The organism is Enterobacter cloacae complex sp. 342H5 (assembly GCF_050030905.1).
Taxonomy (GTDB): Bacteria; Pseudomonadota; Gammaproteobacteria; order Enterobacterales; family Enterobacteriaceae; genus Enterobacter; species Enterobacter intestinihominis.
Window position 1 is genome coordinate 2145195 of sequence record NZ_JBLGVB010000001.1, and the last position, 20207, is coordinate 2165401.

Sequence of the window (20207 nt, forward strand, 5' to 3'; positions counted from 1 at the left end):
GTTGTGTCAGCCTTATCCTGACAGGCGCGCACGAAAAGCGTTTGCCTGCATCTGCCAGGTTGTTTGTCAGTCTTGCCAGGTTAAAAAAAGACCGGGGGTGCATCACACCCCGTGAAAGTGAAAGTGTGCTTCAGTAAGGTGAACTGTCGAGATGAATGCAGACATCGAAACCTACCGTCGTGAACGAATAAACCGTACCGCGAACGCGAAGATAAATGTCTCCATTTTTAATTGCCACTGAAGCTTTATCATCATCGGTGATCATGACGGGATTGATATTCTTAATGTTAGACATGAATTCTTCCGGACTTTTTTTCGCATCAAAGAGATAAATATGAGACCTGTTTTTAGACAGTGAGCCCGTCTCAACCTGGGTGATGTAAAGAGTTAAACGATCGTTAACCTTGATTTTTTCCTGCAAATTTTCATACACGGTAAAAAGATCGCGGAAAGGGTATGCAATGAATATGAGAAAACTAAAGATAATAATTCCAGCTCGCCAGTTAAAAACCCGAACGTCGCGCATAATCTATTCCTGCCCTTATCCATAACTGATCGACTGGATCATCACCGTAATTATTATTGTTCTGGAATTTTGCAAATTCGGCAGGATCGCTTGTCCCGGCAAGAATCTGTGCAGTGCCTGCCCCCCGGAGCAGAATTCCCTCAGGAATGCCTGCTGCCGCACCAACGGCACCGTAATGAAAATTGCCAAAATTGGCATACTCTGCACGGCCTTGTTTATAATCCCAGGGACCATGGTTTCTGACCATTTGATAAAACCATATGTAGGTCATTAATGAGGGGCCACCATGAAATCGCGCTATTATCATGTGGCTAACGACGTCCACGCCAGGTGGTGCAAAGGATGCAATATTATAGGGTGTTGAATAGGAAGGATTTCGCATATTTAACGCTCAGCCCAACAGTCTGCAAACTGTATATTACCATCGCAATATGTCCATGTTATTTTATCATAGCGTAGTTCCACGACTTCAAGATGATTATGTTTTTCTTTCGTCGGGTCTTTAATGTCATGCATCAATGGCGTAACGGAAACGACGCGAATATTATCGAGACGCATATTGTAATATTCTACTTCCTGTCCGGCGTCATTAATGCGATACCACCTGAACTCGGCCGTTTTAAGGGTTTGGCCAGTCGCAACCGCTTTCGTCAGGTAAGGGGAGGAGGAATCGATTTCTTTTTGAAATACGACTGGGGCATGGTTACGTTTACTGGTAATTTTCCCGGTCAATGGATCGGTTGGGAGGCGAAGATTGTGTGTAAAGCCAGTGACTTCAATGCTTCCCTCACGGTAACAAACATCCACCGAGCCTGTAATTTTTGTACCACCATCGTCAGTCAAGAAAAGGTAAACAGGAATTGCCATAGTCTGTTAATCATCCATGTAATTTAACGCGGGAATATTCCCGGCGATAAATAATAACCATGCTAACTATACGGTCAATTTGCTTAGTGTTTCCGGTTGTAACTTATCCAAACCAGGCAGACTGGATGGTTCGATTAATCAAAGCCAACCAGTCCCTGTATTACCTTCCGTTTATTTTGATGCGCTCAAACACTCCAGGCAGCAAGGTTAATGCCATTGCTTTGATTAAAAGTCACCCTGCTGGCGCGCCACCAGCGTCAGGATGGAGTAGAGCGCCACGGCCTGCTGGTGCTGGTTGAAGATCTCCACCGCCCATTCCACCACGCCGGTGGGTTTTTCCTCGGCAGTGCGCTGTTTCTTCAGCGTTTTACGTTTACAGGTCAGGCGCACCTGAATGGTATCACCCGGCTTAACCGGCTCGATAAAGCGCAGGTTTTCCATGCCGTAGTTGGCAATAACCGGCCCAACCCCGGCATCGACAAACAGCCCCGCCGCAGCGGAAATCAGGAAATAACCGTGTACCACGCGCTCGCCAAAAATCGACTCCGCCGCGCCAATTTTGTCCATATGAGCGTAGAAATGATCCCCGCTCAGGCAGGCAAAATTCACGATATCCGCTTCCGTCATGGTACGACGCGGGGTCAGCAGGCTGTCGCCCGGCTGTAACTCCTCGAAGTATTTACGGAACGGATGAACGCGATCTTCCTGCACCTCCGCGCCACGGACCCACTGTTTACTGATCGCGGCGAGCATGGACGGGCTGCCCTGAATGGCCGTGCGCTGAAGGTAGTGCTTCACCGCGCGCAGGCCGCCCAGCTCCTCCCCGCCGCCCGCACGTCCCGGACCACCGTGCACCAGCTGCGGCAGCGGTGAACCGTGGCCGGTAGATTCTTTCGAGGATTCCTGGTTGAGGATCTGAATGCGTCCGTGGGCGCGCGCGGCACCGGCAATAAACTGCCGCGCCACGCGGGTATCTGCCGTAACCAGCGTTCCCGCCAGGCTGCCGCCGCCCGCCCGCGCCAGCTGCATGGCGTGTTCGATGTTACGGTACGGCATCAGGGTTGCGACGGGGCCAAAGGCTTCGGTGGCGTGAACGGCCGGAGTTTCATCCGGCTGCGGGCAGAACAGCAGGGTGGGCGGGAAGAATGCGCCAGCCGCCTGCATATCGGCTTTACCACCCAGACGGATCTGGCAGCCCGAGGCAAGCAGATGATCGACTTTTTCCTGCACGTCAGCACGTTGCTCACTGTTGACGAGAGCCCCCATCTTCACCCCTTCCTGGGCCGGATCGCCGACGACCACGTTCTCCAGCCGCGCAATCAGCGCCTGGCTGACGGCTTCAACCTGCGCTTCCGGCACGATGATGCGGCGGATGGCGGTACATTTTTGCCCGGCTTTGGCGGTCATCTCGCGCACCACTTCGCGAATAAACAGCGCAAACTCCGGCTGGTCCGGCGTCACGTCCTCACCCAGCACGCAGCAGTTAAGGGAATCTGCTTCCATGGTAAACGGAATGGAATGCGCGACGATATTCGGATGTACGCGCAGGCTCTGCCCGGTGCTGGCCGACCCGGTAAACGTCACCACGTCCTGGCTGTCGAGCTGGTTCAGCAGATCGCCCGCGCCACCACAGATCAGGCTGATGGCGCCGTCCGGCACCAGTCCGCTCTCGACGATCGCTTTCACCATCGCCTGAGTCACCTGCGCGGTGGCGGTGGCGGGCTTGATGATGGCGGGCATCCCGGCAAGCCAGGTGGGCGCGAGCTTTTCCAGCATCCCCCAGCACGGGAAGTTGAACGCGTTGATATGCACCGCCACGCCGGATTTCGACGTTAACACGTGACGTGCCGCAAAGCCGCCTTCCTTCGACAGCGGGATCAGCTCATCCTCCGGCCACAGGGTATCGTCCGGCAGCTCACGGCTGCCGAGGCTTGCGTAGGTGAAGAGGGTGCCGATACCGCCTTCAATATCTACCCAGCTGTCGGCCTTCGTCGCGCCGGTCTGGGCTGACAGGGCATAAAACCGATCCTTCTGGCTCAGCAGATGTTTGGCCACCGCCTTCAGCATGGCGGCGCGCTCGATAAAGCTCATTGCGCGGAGCGCTTCTCCGCCGTGTTCAATGGCGTAACGGCGCGCGGCCGCCATATCCAGCCCTTCGCTGGTGACTTCAAATAGCGTTTCCCCGCTGATGGCGTGGGTGATGGTGCGCTCGCGGCCCCGGCCTGATTGCCAGGTGCCGGACAAGAAGCTGGCTAACTGCTGCATTTCTTCTCTCCAGGTGTTTCGTGATTTCACTATAAATAGTTTGACCGCGAATCATAAAAAGCAAGCTGAGTTTTAATGAATTGTTAACGTTGTGATCTCTATTGCTTAGCCTGACCACCCGAAAGCCTTGTATAATCGGCCTTTCATGAAAAGGCTTGCGAGCGTCGTCACAAAATAAACAAACGCTTCTTGGGGTTATATTTAACCTTTGTGTAACTTTTAAGAAACCAAATGATTCACCATTATGCTGTTTTTGGTGATTTAACGAATCACAAAGGTGGTTATGTGACGCAAGAACAACGCTTTGAGCAACGCATCGCACAGGAGACGGCCATCGAGCCGCAGGACTGGATGCCGGATGCCTATCGCAAGACGCTGATCCGCCAGATTGGACAGCACGCCCACTCTGAGATTGTCGGCATGCTGCCGGAAGGAAACTGGATCACCCGCGCGCCGACGCTGCGCCGGAAAGCCATTCTGCTGGCGAAGGTTCAGGACGAAGCCGGACACGGCCTGTACCTCTACAGCGCGGCGGAAACGCTGGGCTGCGCCCGGGAGGACATCTATCAAAAGATGCTCGACGGCAAGATGAAATACTCCTCCATCTTCAACTATCCGACCCTGAGCTGGGCCGATATCGGCGTCATTGGCTGGCTGGTGGACGGGGCGGCCATTGTGAACCAGGTGGCGCTGTGCCGTACGTCTTACGGCCCGTACGCCCGGGCGATGGTGAAAATCTGTAAAGAAGAGAGCTTCCACCAGCGTCAGGGTTTTGAGGCCTGCATGGCGCTGGCGCAGGGCAGCGAAGCACAGCGGCAGATGTTGCAGGACGCCATCAACCGTTTCTGGTGGCCCGCGCTGATGATGTTCGGACCCAACGACGACAACTCCCCAAACAGCGCCCGCAGTCTCGCCTGGAAGATCAAACGCTTTGGCAACGATGAGCTTCGCCAGCGCTTCGTGGACAACACGGTGCCTCAGGTGGAGATGCTCGGCATGACCGTGCCGGATCCCGACCTGCGTTTCGATGAAGAGAGCGGCCACTACCGCTTCGGCGAAATCGACTGGCAGGAATTTGACGAGGTGATCAACGGGCGCGGGATCTGTAACCACGAACGTCTGGCCGCAAAACGTAAAGCCTGGGACGACGGCGCATGGGTGCGTGAAGCCGCTCTGGCCCACGCGGAAAAACAACGCGCCCGCCAGGCCGCATAAGAGGAATCAACCATGAGCAATGTTTACTGGCCGTTATACGAAGTTTTTGTCCGTTCGAAGCAGGGGCTGTCGCACCGCCATGTGGGCAGCCTTCACGCTGCCGACGACCGCATGGCGCTGGAAAACGCGCGCGATGCCTATACCCGCCGCAGCGAAGGCTGTTCCATCTGGGTGGTGAAGGCGAGTGAAATCGTCGCCTCCCAGCCGGAAGAGAGCGGGGAGTTTTTCGATCCGGCGGAAAGCAAGGTCTACCGCCATCCGACGTTTTACACCATCCCTGATGGTATCGAGCATATGTGAGGTTGGGGATGAACAACGTATCTGCTTATGCCCTGCGTCTGGGCGACAACGGTCTGGTGCTCTCACAGCGTCTGGGCGCCTGGTGCGGCCACGCGCCGGAGCTGGAAATTGACCTGGCGCTCGCCAATATCGGCCTTGATCTGCTCGGGCAGGCGCGCAATTTCCTGACCTACGCCGCTGAACGGGAAGGTAAGGGTGATGAAGATACCCTGGCCTATGGCCGCGATGAGCGTCAGTTCCGCAATTTGCTGCTGGTGGAACAGCCAAACGGCAGCTTCGCCGACACCATTGCCCGTCAGTATCTGATGGATGCGTGGAACGTAGCGCTGTACGAACGGTTGATCCACAGCAGCGACAGTCAGCTTGCCGCCATCGCGGCAAAAGCCATTAAAGAGGCGCGCTATCACCTGCGCTTTAGCCGCGGCTGGCTGGTGCGGCTGGGGGACGGGACAGAAACCTCCTCACAGAAAATGCAGCAGGCGGTGGATAGCCTGTGGCGCTTTACGGCTGAATTGTTCGACGCCGACGACGTCGAGCTGGGGCTGATTGACACCGACGTGGCGGTTGATCCGCGCGCCCTGCGGGAACCGTGGGAGCGCGAAGTGTTTGCCGGGCTGGCGGAAGCTACCCTCCGCGTGCCCGAGGAAGTGGCGTATCGCACGGGCGGCAAGAAGGGGCTACATACTGAACACCTCGGACCGATGCTGGCTGAGATGCAGTATCTTCAGCGCGTTTACCCCGGCCAGCAGTGGTAAAGGAGAACGCTATGCAACGCCTCGTCGACATTGCGCCTGCCCAAATCCCGCAGATTTGGGCGCTGTTAAGCCAGATCCCCGACCCGGAAGTGCCGGTGCTGACCATCACCGACTTAGGCATGGTGCGCAGCGTGAAGGCGCAGGGGGAAGGCTGGGTTATAGGCTTCACGCCAACCTATTCGGGCTGTCCGGCAACGGAGCATCTGCTGGGTGCGATCCGCGAAACTCTGACCGGGAACGGCTTTTCCCCGGTACATATTCTGCTGCAACTGGAGCCCGCCTGGACCACCGACTGGATGACCGACGATGCCCGCAGGCGCCTGCGGGAATATGGTATCAGCCCGCCTGTTGGCCATAGCTGCCATGCCCACGTTCCCGCGGAGGTGAGCTGCCCGCGCTGTGCAAGCACCGATACCTCGCTCATCAGTGAATTTGGTTCCACGGCCTGCAAAGCGCTCTACCGCTGCAATACCTGCCGTGAGCCCTTCGACTATTTCAAATGTATTTGAGGCTGCCATGACAACGTTTCATTCATTAACAGTGGCAAAAGTGGAACCTGAAACCCGCGACGCGGTGACCATTACCTTCGCGGTGCCGCAGGCGTTACAGGAGGCGTACCGCTTCCGTCCCGGTCAGCATTTGACCCTGAAAGCCAGTCCTGGCGGGGATGAACTGCGCCGCTGTTACTCCATCTGCCGGAGCACCGCGTGCGGTGAGATCAGCGTGGCGGTCAAAGCCATCGAGGGCGGACGATTTTCCCGCTATGCCCGGGACGAGATCAAACCGGGCATGGCGCTGGAGGTGATGGTTCCCCAGGGGCATTTTGGCTACCAGCCGCAGGCCGAACGCGAAGGCCACTATCTGGCGATTGCCGCCGGGTCCGGGATCACCCCGATGCTGGCGATTATGTCCGCTACGCTGGCCACTGAAGCCCACAGCCACTTCACCCTGATTTACGGTAACCGCAGCAGCCAGAGCATGATGTTCCGCCGGGCGCTGGCGGACCTGAAAGATAAATACCCGCAGCGTTTACAGCTGATCTCTATCTTCAGCCAGGAGACGCTCGACAGCGATCTGCTCCATGGCCGTATTGACGGGGAAAAGCTCCATGCGCTGGCAAAAACGCTGGTGAATTTCCGCCAGTACGATGAAGCCTTCATCTGCGGCCCGTCGGCGATGATGGACGAGGCTGAGGCGGCGCTGAAAGCGCTGGGTATGCCGGAAAAAGCGATCCATCTTGAACGCTTTAACACGCCGGGAACCCCCGTTAAGCGGACAGTCAGCGTGCAGGCCGACGGGCAGAAGGTCACCGTCCGTCAGGACGGGCGCGACAGGGAGATCACCCTGACGGCGGACGACGAGAGCATTCTTGACGCGGCCCTGCGTCAGGGGGCAGATCTGCCTTACGCCTGCAAGGGCGGCGTGTGCGCCACCTGCAAATGCAAAGTGCTTCGCGGGGAGGTGGACATGGCGACCAACTACAGCCTGGAGCCGGACGAGCTGGCCGCAGGCTATGTGCTGAGCTGTCAGGCGCTGCCGTTAACCGCTGACGTTATCGTCGATTTTGATGCGAAGGGGATGGCATGAGCGAACTGATTGTCACCCGTCATGGCCGCGTGTTGCAGCTGACGCTTAACCGTCCGGCGGCGCGCAACGCGCTCAACAATGCCCTGCTCACGCAAATTGCGGAGCAGCTTGAAGCCGCCGCCGCGGATGCGGAGATCGCCGTCTGTGTGATTTACGGCAACGAACGCTGCTTTGCCGCCGGGGCCGATCTCAACGAAATGGCGGAGAAAGACCTGCCCGCAACCCTGAACGATATCCGCCCGCAGCTGTGGGCGCGAATAAACGCCTTCACCAAACCGCTGATTGCCGCCGTGAACGGCTACGCGCTGGGGGCAGGCTGTGAGCTGGCGCTGCTCTGCGACGTGGTGATTGCCGGTGATAACGCCCGCTTTGGCCTGCCGGAAATCACCCTCGGGATCATGCCGGGCGCAGGCGGCACACAGCGGCTAATCCGTAGCGTGGGCAAATCGCTGGCCAGCAAAATGGTGCTGACGGGCGAAAGCATCACGGCGGTTCAGGCGCACAGCGCCGGGCTGGTCAGCGACGTCTACCCGGCCTCGCTGACGCTGGAGTACGCCCTGAAGCAGGCGGGGCTGATGGCGCGCCACTCGCCGCTGGCGTTACAGGCGGCGAAGCAGGCGCTTCGCCAGTCGCAGGAAGTGCCGCTTCAGGCCGGGCTGGCGCAGGAGCGTCAGCTGTTTGCGCTGCTCGCGGCCACAGACGATCGCCGGGAAGGTATCAACGCCTTTTTACAAAAACGCACCCCAGACTTTAAAGGACGCTAATTGTGGAATTTATTCTGAGCCATGTTGAGCAGGGCGTAATGACCATTACGCTGAACCGCCCGGAGCGCCTGAACAGCTTTAACGATGTCATGCACCAGCAGCTTTCCGAATGCCTGAAGCAGGCCGAGCGCGATGACGCTATCCGCTGCCTGCTGATCACCGGGGCAGGACGCGGTTTCTGCGCCGGGCAGGATCTCAACGACCGTAACGTGGACCCGACCGGCCCCGCGCCGGATCTGGGCATGTCCGTTGAGACTTTTTACAACCCGCTGGTGCGCCGCCTGGCAAAACTGCCGAAGCCGGTGATTTGCGCGGTTAACGGCGTGGCGGCGGGGGCAGGTGCCACGCTGGCCCTCGGCTGTGACATGGTGATTGCGGCCCGTTCAGCCAGCTTTGTGATGGCCTTCAGCAAGCTCGGGCTGGTACCGGACTGCGGCGGAACCTGGCTGCTGCCGCGCGTGACCGGACGCGCCCGCGCCATGGGGCTGGCATTGCTGGGCGACAAGCTCAGCGCCGAGCAGGCACAGGCCTGGGGAATGATCTGGCAGGTGGTGGACGACGAGCAGCTCTCCGCCACCGCACAGCAGATGGCGCTGCATTTTGCCTCGCAGCCGACCTATGGCCTGGGCTTGATCAAGCAGGCGATCAACGCCGCCGAAACCAACACCCTCGACGCCCAGCTTGATCTGGAGCGCGACTATCAACGTCTGGCCGGACGCAGCGACGACTACCGGGAAGGCGTCAGCGCGTTCCTGGCAAAACGCGCGCCGAACTTTACGGGGAAATAAGATGGTGAATATCCATACGGTCGCCGTCATTGGCAGCGGCACCATGGGCGCCGGGATTGCTGAAGTGGCAGCCAGCCACGGTCATCCGGTTCTGGTGTACGACATTGACGCTGCGGCGATTTCCCGCGCCGTCGACGGCATTCGCCAGCGGCTGTCCTCTCGCGTTGCGCGCGGAAAACTCTCTGCCGACGCCGGGGAACAGATCCTCGCCCGCCTGACGCCGGTGACGAATATCAGTGCTCTGGCGAAAGCCGATCTGGTGATCGAGGCGGCCTCCGAGCGGCTTGAAGTGAAAAAGGCGCTGTTTACCCAGCTGGCAGAGGTTTGCCCGCCGCAGACGCTACTCGCCAGCAATACCTCGTCTATTTCCGTTACCGCGATTGCGGCGGAGATAAACCACCCTGAACGCGTCGCCGGGCTGCACTTCTTCAATCCTGCCCCGGTGATGAAGCTGGTGGAGGTGGTCAGCGGGCTGGCGACCTCACCCGAAGTGGCCGATGCGCTGTGCGAGCTGGCGCTGAGCTGGGGAAAGCAGCCGGTACGCTGCCAGTCCACACCGGGGTTTATCGTCAACCGCGTAGCGCGTCCTTTCTACTCGGAAGCCTGGCGCGCGCTGGAAGAGCAGGTGGCAGCGCCCGAGGTGATCGACGCCGCCCTGCGAGACGGTGGGGGTTTCCCGATGGGGCCGCTTGAGCTGACGGACATGATTGGTCAGGACGTCAACTTTGCCGTGACCTGCTCCGTATTTAACGCCTTCTGGCAGGAGAGTCGTTTTTTGCCGTCGCTGGTGCAGCAGGAGCTGGTGCTGGCGGGGCGTCTGGGTAAGAAAAGCGGGCAGGGCGTTTACCGCTGGCAGGGGGACAAACCCGCCGTCAGCTGGCTCGCCCCGGTCAGCCACAGCTTCAGCCCGATGCGCGCACAGCGAAGAAGTGACGGTGTCACGGAAATTGACGATCTGTTGCTGATCGAAACGCAGGGTGAAACCGCGCAGTCGCTGGCGCTGCGCCACGGCTGTCCGGTGGTGGTGGTCGACCGCATCGAGCGGGATGTGGCCGTTATAGCCGCCGCGCCCGGCAACCCGCACGCCGCCACGCAGAAAGCCATTTACTGGTTGCAGCACCAGGAGAAACGGGTGGTCCAGATTGCGGATTACCCCGGCCTGCTGATCTGGCGCACGGTGGCGATGATTGCCAACGAAGCGCTGGATGCCCTGCAAAAAGGGGTCGCCAGTGAGCAAGACATCGATACCGCCATGCGCTTAGGGGTCAACTATCCCTGCGGCCCCATCGCCTGGGGCGAGCGCCTTGGCTGGCAGCGTCTGTTAACGCTGCTGGAGAACCTGCAACGTTACTACGGCGAGGAACGTTATCGCCCCTGTTCACTGCTGCGCCAGCGTGCGCTTCTGGAGAGTAGTTATGAGTCATAACGCCTGGCATAACGCCCGCGCGATGTACGAACGGGACGCCTGCGCGCAGGCGATGGGGATGGACATTATCGAGATGGGCGAGGGCTACGCGGTGGTGACCATGACCATCACCCCGCAGATGCTTAACGGGCATAAAACCTGCCACGGCGGACAGCTATTCTCGCTGGCCGATACCGCCTTTGCCTACGCCTGCAACAGTCAGGGGCTGGCGGCGGTGGCCTCAGGCTGCGCCATCGATTTTCTGCGTCCGGGCTTTGCTGGCGATAAGCTGACCGCTACCGCGCGGGTGAAGCATCAGGGCAAACTGACCGGCGTCTACGACATCGAAATTCAGAATCAACAACAGAAAACCGTCGCTCTTTTTCGCGGGAAATCCCACCGCACCGGCGGCAGTGTGACAGGAGAAGCCTGATGCGTGACGCATTTATTTGTGAGGGTGTGCGTACCCCGGTCGGTCGCTACGGTGGAGGATTATCCAGCCTGCGTGCCGATGACTTAGGGGCCGTTCCGCTGCGTGCGCTGCTGGCGCGTTACCCGCAGCTCGATCTGGAGCGCATAGATGACGTGATCTTCGGCTGCGCAAATCAGGCCGGAGAGGATAACCGCAACGTGGCGCGCATGTCGTCGCTGCTGGCCGGGCTGCCGCAGACCCTTTCCGGTACCACCATTAACCGCCTGTGCGGCTCCGGTCTGGATGCCCTTGGCTTTGCGGCGCGCGCCATTAAGGCCGGGGATGGCGATCTGCTGATCGCCGGTGGCGTCGAATCCATGTCCCGTGCGCCCTTCGTGATGGGTAAAGCCACCGCGGCGTTTCAGCGTCAGGCGGAGATCTTCGATACCACCATCGGCTGGCGATTTGTGAATCCGCTCATGCATCAGCAATACGGAACTGACAGCATGCCGGAAACGGCAGAGAATGTAGCGGAATTGTTAAATGTAAGCCGTGCCGATCAGGACGCATTTGCCTTGCGCAGCCAGCAGCGCACCGCGCTGGCGCAGCAGAATGGCGTTCTGGCGCAGGAGATAATCCCGGTACAGGTAACGGGGAAAAAAGGCGCGGTAACGGAAGTGAGCGTAGACGAGCATCCGCGCGCCGAAACCACCCTTGAACAGCTTGCCGCGCTGAAAGCCCCGTTTCGCAAGAACGGTGTGGTGACGGCGGGGAACGCCTCTGGCGTCAACGACGGGGCGGCGGCGCTGATTATCGCCAGCGAGCCGATGGCGCTTGCCCAGGGGTTAACCCCGCGCACCCGCATTGTGGCCATGTCGACCGCGGGCGTCGAGCCGCGTCTGATGGGATTAGGCCCGGTTCCCGCCACCCGTAAGGTGCTGGAACGTGCCGGACTCAGTATCACCGATATGGACGTCATTGAGCTTAACGAAGCCTTCGCCGCACAGGCGCTGGGGGTGCTGCGTCAGCTGGGCTTGCCGGATGACGCGGAGCATGTCAACCCGAACGGCGGAGCGATCGCGCTAGGTCATCCGCTGGGAATGAGCGGTGCCAGACTGGCGCTGGCCGCGAGCAATGAATTGCACCGACGCGGCGGGCGCTACGCGCTGTGTACGATGTGCATCGGTGTGGGTCAGGGCATTGCCATGATCCTTGAGCGTGTTTGAGCGAACAATAATGTGAGTACCCTGCGATGATAAATACAACAAAGCTTGATCCGATCGAAACCGCGTCCATTGATGAATTGCAGGCGTTGCAGACCGCGCGCCTGAAGTGGACGCTGAACCACGCCTACAACAACGTTCCGATGTACAAACGCAAGTTTGATGCCGCGGGCGTTCACCCTGACGATTTCAACGAGCTGGCGGACCTGCAAAAATTCCCGTGCACCACCAAGCAGGATCTGCGCGACAACTACCCGTTCGATACCTTTGCGGTGCCGATGGAGCAGGTGGTGCGTATTCACGCCTCGTCGGGCACCACCGGAAAGCCGACCGTGGTGGGGTATACCCAGAATGATATCGACAACTGGGCCAATATCGTCGCCCGTTCCCTGCGCGCCGCCGGGGGCAGCGCGAAGGATAAAATTCACGTCGCCTACGGTTACGGGCTCTTCACCGGCGGGCTGGGGGCGCACTACGGTGCAGAGCGTCTGGGGGCGACGGTGATCCCGATGTCCGGCGGCCAGACGGAGAAGCAGGCGCAGCTGATCCGCGATTTCCAGCCGGATATGATCATGGTGACGCCCTCTTACTGCCTGAACCTGATCGAAGAGCTGGAGCGTCAGATGGGCGGTGATGCCAGCGCCTGTTCCCTGCGCGTCGGCGTGTTTGGCGCCGAGCCGTGGACGCAGGCGATGCGCCGCGAGATCGAGAAACGGCTGGGCATTACCGCGCTGGATATCTATGGTCTCTCCGAGGTGATGGGGCCGGGCGTGGCGATGGAGTGTCTTGAAACCGCTGACGGCCCGACCATCTGGGAAGATCACTTCTACCCGGAGATCGTCAACCCGAATGACGGCACGCCGCTGGCCGACGGCGAGCAGGGCGAACTGCTGTTCTCCACGCTGACCAAAGAGGCGCTGCCGGTGATCCGCTACCGCACCCGCGACCTGACGCGCCTGCTGCCGGGTACCGCACGCACCATGCGCCGGATGGATCGCATCAGCGGGCGCAGCGACGACATGCTCATCATTCGCGGCGTTAACGTCTTCCCGTCACAGCTGGAAGAGGAGATCGTCAAGTTCGAACATCTTTCGCCGCACTATCAGCTGGAGGTGAACCGCCGCGGGCATCTTGATTCACTTTCGGTGAAGGTCGAGCTGAAACAGAGTAGCTTAACGCTGACGCATGAACAGCGTTGTCAGGTCTGCCATCAGCTGCGTCATCGGATTAAATCGATGGTGGGGATTTCAACCGATGTGATGATCGTTAACTGCGGCAGCATACCGCGATCCGAGGGTAAAGCCTGCCGGGTGTTTGATTTGCGTAAGGTTGCGGCTAACGGATGAGGGATCTACACAAAATAATGTCTGCATCGACGGCCCCCTCTCCCTTGAGGGAGAGGGCTGGGGTGAGGGGGAAACCCCAGATTCGTATGCTATGATTCATCCAGGAAAAAAATAACAACAGAATGAATCACATGAATAAACTTGATGCCTTTATCCAGCACGCAGTCAGCTCTGTTCCCGTCAGCGGAACGTCGCTTATCTCCTCGCTGTATGGCGACGCGCTTTCCCATCGCGGCGGAGAGATCTGGCTCGGCAGCCTGGCGGCCCTGCTGGAAGGGATGGGATTCGGGGAGCGCTTTGTGCGCACCGCGCTGTTTCGCCTCAACAAAGAGGGCTGGCTGGACGTGTCCCGCATTGGCCGCCGCAGCTTTTACCGTCTCAGCGACAAGGGGCTGCGTTTGACCCGACGCGCGGAAAATAAAATCTACCGTGCAGAACTGCCGGCATGGGATGGTAAATGGCTGCTGCTGCTTTCCGAGGGGCTGGATAAAACCACGCTCGCGGACGTGAAAAAACAGCTCATCTGGCAAGGGTTCGGCACGCTGGCGCCGAGCCTGATGGCCTCGCCGTCGCAGAACCTCGCGGACGTGCAGTCGCTGTTGCATGACGCGGGCGTGGCGGAAAACGTCATTTTCTTTGAAGCTCATTCGCCGCTGGCTTTGTCACGCGCGGCGTTACGATCCCGCGTGGAAGAGTGCTGGCAGCTGACCGAACAAAACGCGATGTACGAAACGTTTATCAACTCGTTCCGTCCGCTGCTGCCGCTACTGAAAGAGGCGTCGCCCGAGGATTTAACCCCGGAACGCTGCTTCCAGATCCAGCTGTTACTCATTCATTTTTATCGTCGCGTGGTGCTGAAAGATCCGCTGTTGCCGGAGGAGTTACTCCCGGCGCACTGGGCGGGACAGAGCGCGCGACAGCTGTGCATTAACATCTACCAGCGCGTGGCAGCGGGAGCCCTGGCGTTTGTCAGTGAGAAGGGGGAAACCTCCGTCGGCGAGCTGCCCGCGCCCGGCACGCTTTATCACCAGCGTTTTGGTGGTCTGAATATCACATAAGGAGAGGGTATGCCTGTTTATCAAATTGATGGTCTGACGCCGGTCGTGCCTGAAGAGAGCTATGTTCACCCGACCGCGGTGCTGATTGGCGACGTGATCCTCGGCAAAGGTGTTTACGTAGGTCCCAACGCCAGCCTGCGCGGTGATTTTGGCCGGATCGTGGTGAAAGACGGCGCGAACATTCAGGATAACTGCGTGATGCACGGTTTTCCGGAGCAGGACACGGTGGTGGAAGAGGACGGGCATATCGGCCACAGCGCGATCCTGCACGGCTGCATTATCCGCCGTAATGCGCTGGTGGGGATGAATGCGGTGGTGATGGACGGGGCGACGATCGGCGAAAACAGCATCGTCGGGGCGGCGGCGTTTGTGAAGGCCAAAGCGGAAATGCCTGCGAATCACTTAATTCTTGGCAGTCCGGCGAAAGCGATTCGTGAGCTAAGCGCGCAGGAAATAGAGTGGAAAAAGCAGGGCACGCGGGAGTACCAGGTGCTGGTGGATCGCTGTAAGCAGACGCTGCATCAGGTAGAGCCGCTGCGGGAAGAAGAGCCCGGCCGCAAACGGCTGGTATTCGATGAGAACTTACGGCCCAAGTCGGCTGGCCGGGATAATTAACCATTTCTTGCCTGCGAAATAATGCAATGGCATAGGGATGCGTTAACGCGCAACAAATACCCTTTGGGGATAGTGTATAATTGAACGTTTCAGACCTGCATTCATAAAGGGATTTTGTTACCCTGACGCAGATCACGCCTCTCATTCAGAGCGGTCAATGCGTTTATGGAAGACACTATATGAGTGAAAACGACACTATCCCAAAGCAGTCCAAAAGCCAGATTAACAAAGCGGTATTTTACACATCTGCTTTGTTAATTTTCCTTCTTGTCGCCTTTGCCGCGATTTTCCCTGACGTTGCCGATAAAAACTTTAAGCTACTGCAACAGCAAATATTCACCAACGCCAGCTGGTTTTACATTCTTGCCGTCGCGCTGATTTTAATGAGCGTGACGTTCCTCGGCTTGTCCCGCTACGGCGATATTAAACTCGGGCCCGACCACTCCCAGCCTGACTTCAGCTATCACTCGTGGTTCGCGATGCTGTTCTCGGCGGGGATGGGGATCGGCCTGATGTTCTTCGGCGTGGCGGAGCCGGTCATGCACTACCTTTCCCCGCCGGTGGGGACACCTGAAACGGTCGCTGCAGCCAAAGAGGCCATGCGGCTGACATTCTTCCACTGGGGGCTGCACGCCTGGGCTATCTACGCCATCGTTGCGTTGATTCTGGCGTTCTTCAGCTACCGCCACGGCCTGCCTTTGACGCTTCGTTCGGCGCTTTATCCTATTATCGGCGACCGTATTTACGGCCCGATAGGTCATGCGGTGGATATCTTCGCGGTAATCGGCACCGTATTTGGCGTGGCGACCTCGTTAGGCTACGGCGTTTTACAGGTCAATGCCGGGCTGAACCACCTTTTTGACGTACCCATCAACGATACCGTGCAGGTGATCCTGATCGTCCTGATTACCGGGCTGGCGACCATTTCCGTGGTGTCCGGTCTGGACAAAGGCATTCGCATTTTATCAGAGCTCAATCTGGGGCTGGCGGTACTGCTGCTGGTGCTGGTGTTGTGCCTGGGGCCAACCGTACTCCTGCTGAAATCCTTTGTGGAAAATACCGGCGGATACCTGTCCGAGCTGGTGAGCAAGACGTTTAACCTGTACGCTTATGAACCGAAATCCAGCAACTGGCTGGGAGGCTGGACGCTGCTGTACTGGGGCTGGTGGCTGTCCTGGTCGCCGTTTGTCGGGATGTTCATTGCCCGTGTGTCCCGCGGCAGAACCATCCGCGAGTTCGTGACCGGCGTGCTGTTTGTCCCGGCGGGCTTTACCCTGATGTGGATGACGGTGTTCGGCAATAGCGCCATTTACCTCATCATGAACAAGGGAGCGTCCGATCTGGCGAATACCGTCCAGCAGGACGTGGCGCTGGCGCTGTTTAATTTCCTTGAGCATTTCCCGTTCTCTTCCGTGCTGTCATTTATTGCCATGGCGATGGTCATCGTCTTCTTTGTGACCTCAGCCGACTCCGGGGCGATGGTGGTGGATACCCTCGCGTCCGGCGGCGAGGCCAATACCCCCGTCTGGCAGCGCATCTTCTGGGCCGCGCTGATGGGCGTAGTCGCTATCGCGCTGCTGCTCGCGGGCGGACTGAGTGCGCTGCAAACCGTGACCATCGCCAGCGCGCTACCGTTCTCGATGATCCTGCTGGTCTCAATCTATGGCCTGCTGAAGGCGCTCCGACGCGATTTGACCAAACGCGAGAGCCTGAGTATGGCCACGATCGCGCCGACAGCGGCCCGTAACCCCATTCCGTGGCAGCGCAGACTGCGTAACATCGCATACTTACCTAAACGCTCCCTGGTGAAACGCTTTATGGAAGAGGTGATCAAACCGGCCATGGTGCTGGTGCAGGATGAACTGAATAAGCAGGGAACGCAGAGCCATATCAGCGACGCGTCGGAAGATCGTATTCGCCTTGAGGTGGATTTAGGCAATGAGCTGAATTTCATTTATGAAGTCAGGCTGCGTGGCTATAACTCGCCGACCTTCGCGCTAGCGGCCATGGAGAATGATGAGAATCAGGCAGAACAGCACCGGTACTATCGGGCAGAAATCTACCTCAAGGAAGGTGGGCAAAATTACGATGTGATGGGCTGGAACCAGGAGCAGTTAATTAACGATATCCTAGACCAGTATGAAAAACATCTGCACTTCCTGCACCTGGTGCGTTAATCAGCCAGCCCCTGAAGCATTCGCTTCAGGGGCGTAATTTAATACGCCTCCGGCAGCGGACGGTCTATCGACACCAGCTTTCCGCGCTTCATGGTGATATAGCCCCCGGCTTTAAGATCCGCCAGCACGCGAAAGACATGCGTTCGCGACAGGTTAGTGCGCTTGATGATAAACAGCGCCAGACCCTCATTCTCTCCCGTGTGGGTTTCCTGCCGATAAAGATAGCGATAGAGCATAGGTTTAATGGTCTGGTAGCTGGTGACCTGCCTGCGTTCGTTGTGCAGGTCGATGGTGAATATCGACATATAGGTCAGTATGGTGGCCAGCGCCTGCATGCGCTCAGGCCCACCCTGGAAAAATATCTGGTCGAAGTCGGCCCAGGATATTCTCACCAGTTTCACCTTGGCACTGCTGCGATATTCATACTTCGCCAGTGGACAATACCTTTCCATTAACCCGATCGGCATATACTCAATAGTATTGCCAATATTCAGCCCATCATCAGGCATTAATATCGTCAGCGACCCTTCAGTACAGAAATAAATATAGCCAGGTTCAACGGTGAGTTTTTTATTTGCGGCAACGGTTAAGACCTCGCCTTCACAAAGCATTTGCGGAAAAAATTGCCCAATATTGAGTTGCTGATAATAGGTATGGATATCCTGAAAATTCACGCTAAGCCTCTCCCCGCAACGTCTGCTATGGTAGCGAGTATAGCAGCAATAGCCCACGGATTACGAATCGATAAATAACCAGTCCCATATGGGACTATGAAGGGAAGGTATTCTGGTTAGAATGGTCCTCAATGAGTTCGCATTAAAATTATCCGCCACAATTAAATATCGCTGGCGGCGCAATTAATCTATGAGGCCATTTAATGAAATTAACGATAATCGCTAAACATCTGGCGCTGGCCGGTGTGTTGACGTCGCTGTCGCTTTCCGCGTTTGCGGAAGTACAGCCGCAGGATGCCACTCCTACAACCCAGCAGGCTAATAACGCCCTGTATAACAAATTACCGTTTGCCGATAAAACCGACTTTGAAAATGCCCATAAAGGCTTTATCGCCCCGCTGCCGCAAAACATGATCAAAGGCGAGCAGGGGAACGTTATCTGGAACCCGGCGAAATATGATTTCGTCAAAGAGGGTGAAAAAGCCCCGGATACGGTAAACCCGAGCCTGTGGCGTCAGTCACAGTTGATCAACATTGGCGGGCTGTTTAAGGTCACCGACGGCGTGTATCAGATCCGTAATCTCGATCTCTCCAACATGACCATCATTGAGGGCGAGAAGGGCATTACCGTTATCGACCCGCTGTTAAGCGCTGAACCGGCGAAAGAAGCGCTGGATCTCTACTATGCAAACCGCGGCAAGAAACCGGTCGTCGCTGTGGTGATCACCCACAGCCACGTTGACCACTATGGCGGCCTGCGCGGCGTGGTTGACGAAGCTGACGTCAAGTCTGGCAAAGTGAAAATCTACGCGCCGGATGGCTTTATGAAAGAGGCGGTTTCCGAAAACATTATGGCCGGAAACGCGATGAGCCGCCGTGCGAGCTATATGTACGGCAACCTGCTGAAGCCGGATGCAAAAGGCCAGGTGGGTGCAGGCCTTGGCACCACCACCTCTGCGGGTACTGTCACCCTCATCCCGCCGACCGACTACATTACCCATACCGGTCAGGAAGAAGTGATCGACGGTTTGACCTACGACTTTATGATGGCGCCGGGTTCAGAAGCTCCGTCGGAGATGCTGTGGTACGTCAAAGAGAAGAAAATGATCGAGGCCGCAGAGGACGTGACGCATACTCTGCACAACACCTACTCCTTGCGCGGCGCGAAAATCCGCGACCCGCTGGCCTGGTCTAAGTACATTAACGCCGCCATTGAGCGCTGGGGCGCGGACGCGGAAGTGATTATTGCGCAGCACCACTGGCCGACCTGGGGTAACGAGAATATCGTCAAGCTGATGAAAGGCCAGCGCGATATGTACCGCTACATCAACGACCAGACCCTGCGTATGGCCAACAAAGGCCTGACTCGCGATGAGATCGCCGCAGAATTTAAGCTGCCGGAATCGCTCGAGAAACAGTGGGCAAGCCGCGGTTACTACGGCTCCGTTAGCCACGACGTCAAAGCCACTTACGTGTTTTATCTCGGCTGGTTCGACGGCAACCCGGCAACCCTCGACGAGCTGCCGCCTGAACAGGCTGCGAAGAAGTTCGTGCAGTACATGGGCGGCGCTGATGCCATCATGCAGAAAGCCAAAGCGGATTATCAGCAGGGTAATTACCGTTGGGTTGCTCAGGTGGTCAGCAAAGTGGTCTTTGCCGATCCTAACAACCAGGCTGCCCGTAATCTGGAAGCCGACGCGCTTGAGCAGTTAGGTTACCAGGCGGAAGCGGGCACCTGGCGTAACTTCTACCTGACCGGCGCGCAAGAACTGCGTAATGGCGTGAAGAAGCTGCCGACGCCGAACACCGCCAGCCCGGATACCGTGCGAGCGATGACCCCGGAAATGTTCTTCGACTACCTGGGTGTGCACATCAACGGGGTGCGGGCCGGTAACGCGAAGGCGGTCTTCAATGTCGATCTCGGTAAGGATGGCGGCAAATACAAGCTGGAGCTGGAAAACGGCGTGCTGAACCATACCGCCAACGCGCAGGCGAAGGATGCCGACGCAACTATCGCGCTTGACCGCACCACGCTGAACAACATCATCCTTAAGAAAGAGACGCTGAAGCAGGCGATGGATAAAGGTGACGTGAAGGTGAGCGGAAACGGGGCGAAGCTGGAAGAGATGCTGAGCTACATGGACAAATTTGACTTCTGGTTCAATATAGTAACGCCATAAGTTCAGGTTTCATCCACATAATCCTGGCGCCTTAGAAATAAGGCGCCATT

The 20207-nt window shown here is 57.8% G+C and carries 20 protein-coding genes; 15 read left to right on the forward strand and 5 right to left on the reverse strand.

Annotated elements, in window-relative coordinates; genetic code table 11:
• Nucleotides 1-130 precede the first annotated feature (130 nt).
• The 4 genes from ACQG03_RS10420 to paaZ form a co-directional block, all read right to left on the reverse strand.
• The gene (locus tag ACQG03_RS10420; RefSeq protein ID WP_022648016.1) at nt 131-526 is read right to left on the reverse strand and encodes a hypothetical protein; all 396 of its coding nucleotides are present in this window, start codon (nt 524-526) and stop codon (nt 131-133) included.
• Nucleotides 504-797, reverse strand: coding sequence for a polymorphic toxin type 44 domain-containing protein (locus ACQG03_RS10425; protein WP_223825170.1), 294 nt, complete (start codon nt 795-797; stop codon nt 504-506). Before ACQG03_RS10425 ends, ACQG03_RS10420 begins: the two co-directional genes overlap by 23 nt.
• A gap of 113 nt (nt 798-910) precedes the next feature.
• Nucleotides 911-1393, reverse strand: coding sequence for an Hcp family type VI secretion system effector (locus ACQG03_RS10430; protein WP_063163097.1), 483 nt, complete (start codon nt 1391-1393; stop codon nt 911-913).
• 225 nt (nt 1394-1618) lie between these two features.
• Entirely contained in the window at nt 1619-3658 is a 2040-nt protein-coding gene (gene paaZ / locus ACQG03_RS10435) for a phenylacetic acid degradation bifunctional protein PaaZ (RefSeq protein WP_063163096.1), read from the reverse strand.
• Nucleotides 3659-3943: 285 nt separating this feature from the next.
• Here paaZ and paaA point away from each other — a divergent pair, with 285 nt between their 5' ends.
• The 14 genes from paaA to ACQG03_RS10505 all read left to right on the forward strand — a co-directional run bounded on the left by paaA (nt 3944) and on the right by ACQG03_RS10505 (nt 17303).
• Nucleotides 3944-4873: a 1,2-phenylacetyl-CoA epoxidase subunit PaaA gene (paaA, locus tag ACQG03_RS10440; protein WP_003857355.1), complete on the forward strand. Its 930-nt coding sequence runs from the start codon at nt 3944-3946 to the stop codon at nt 4871-4873.
• Between the two features lie 12 nt (nt 4874-4885).
• Nucleotides 4886-5173, forward strand: coding sequence for a 1,2-phenylacetyl-CoA epoxidase subunit PaaB (gene paaB, locus ACQG03_RS10445; RefSeq protein WP_003857353.1), 288 nt, complete (start codon nt 4886-4888; stop codon nt 5171-5173).
• An 8-nt stretch (nt 5174-5181) separates the two neighbouring features.
• A complete protein-coding gene (gene paaC, locus ACQG03_RS10450; protein ID WP_063163095.1) occupies nt 5182-5928 on the forward strand; it encodes a 1,2-phenylacetyl-CoA epoxidase subunit PaaC in 747 nt (248 codons plus the stop codon).
• Nucleotides 5929-5939: 11 nt separating this feature from the next.
• Nucleotides 5940-6437 (forward strand): 1,2-phenylacetyl-CoA epoxidase subunit PaaD, encoded by a 498-nt coding sequence (gene paaD, locus ACQG03_RS10455; protein ID WP_032624316.1) that lies wholly within the window; start codon nt 5940-5942, stop codon nt 6435-6437.
• 7 nt (nt 6438-6444) lie between these two features.
• Nucleotides 6445-7515 (forward strand): 1,2-phenylacetyl-CoA epoxidase subunit PaaE, encoded by a 1071-nt coding sequence (gene paaE / locus ACQG03_RS10460; protein ID WP_032676250.1) that lies wholly within the window; start codon nt 6445-6447, stop codon nt 7513-7515.
• A complete protein-coding gene (gene paaF, locus ACQG03_RS10465; protein WP_022648023.1) occupies nt 7512-8279 on the forward strand; it encodes a 2,3-dehydroadipyl-CoA hydratase PaaF in 768 nt (255 codons plus the stop codon). Before paaE ends, paaF begins: the two co-directional genes overlap by 4 nt.
• A complete protein-coding gene (gene paaG / locus ACQG03_RS10470; protein ID WP_108367520.1) occupies nt 8279-9067 on the forward strand; it encodes a 2-(1,2-epoxy-1,2-dihydrophenyl)acetyl-CoA isomerase PaaG in 789 nt (262 codons plus the stop codon). Before paaF ends, paaG begins: the two co-directional genes overlap by 1 nt.
• A gap of 1 nt (nt 9068) precedes the next feature.
• The gene (gene paaH / locus ACQG03_RS10475) at nt 9069-10493 is read left to right on the forward strand and encodes a 3-hydroxyacyl-CoA dehydrogenase PaaH (RefSeq protein WP_063163094.1); all 1425 of its coding nucleotides are present in this window, start codon (nt 9069-9071) and stop codon (nt 10491-10493) included.
• Entirely contained in the window at nt 10483-10905 is a 423-nt protein-coding gene (paaI, locus tag ACQG03_RS10480) for a hydroxyphenylacetyl-CoA thioesterase PaaI (protein ID WP_023300032.1), read from the forward strand. Before paaH ends, paaI begins: the two co-directional genes overlap by 11 nt.
• Entirely contained in the window at nt 10905-12110 is a 1206-nt protein-coding gene (pcaF, locus tag ACQG03_RS10485) for a 3-oxoadipyl-CoA thiolase (RefSeq protein WP_063163093.1), read from the forward strand. The genes paaI and pcaF overlap by 1 nt, the downstream gene beginning before the upstream one ends.
• 26 nt (nt 12111-12136) lie before the next feature.
• Nucleotides 12137-13453 carry a phenylacetate--CoA ligase PaaK gene (paaK, locus tag ACQG03_RS10490; protein WP_063163092.1) on the forward strand — a complete coding sequence of 439 codons (1317 nt, stop codon included), beginning with the start codon at nt 12137-12139 and terminating at the stop codon, nt 13451-13453.
• A 122-nt stretch (nt 13454-13575) separates the two neighbouring features.
• Nucleotides 13576-14511, forward strand: coding sequence for a phenylacetic acid degradation operon negative regulatory protein PaaX (gene paaX, locus ACQG03_RS10495; protein WP_032622213.1), 936 nt, complete (start codon nt 13576-13578; stop codon nt 14509-14511).
• 9 nt (nt 14512-14520) lie between these two features.
• The gene (gene paaY, locus ACQG03_RS10500; RefSeq protein WP_023300036.1) at nt 14521-15126 is read left to right on the forward strand and encodes a phenylacetic acid degradation protein PaaY; all 606 of its coding nucleotides are present in this window, start codon (nt 14521-14523) and stop codon (nt 15124-15126) included.
• Between the two features lie 179 nt (nt 15127-15305).
• Nucleotides 15306-17303, forward strand: a complete 1998-nt coding sequence (locus tag ACQG03_RS10505) for a BCCT family transporter (protein WP_063163091.1) — start codon at nt 15306-15308, stop codon at nt 17301-17303.
• Between the two features lie 38 nt (nt 17304-17341).
• On the opposite strand, the gene ACQG03_RS10510 is transcribed toward ACQG03_RS10505, so the two are convergent.
• A complete protein-coding gene (locus ACQG03_RS10510; protein WP_063163090.1) occupies nt 17342-17977 on the reverse strand; it encodes a helix-turn-helix domain-containing protein in 636 nt (211 codons plus the stop codon).
• Nucleotides 17978-18180: 203 nt separating this feature from the next.
• Between ACQG03_RS10510 and ACQG03_RS10515 the strand changes: the two genes are divergently transcribed.
• Nucleotides 18181-20157, forward strand: a complete 1977-nt coding sequence (locus tag ACQG03_RS10515; RefSeq protein ID WP_022648033.1) for an alkyl/aryl-sulfatase — start codon at nt 18181-18183, stop codon at nt 20155-20157.
• Nucleotides 20158-20207: the final 50 nt, after the last annotated feature.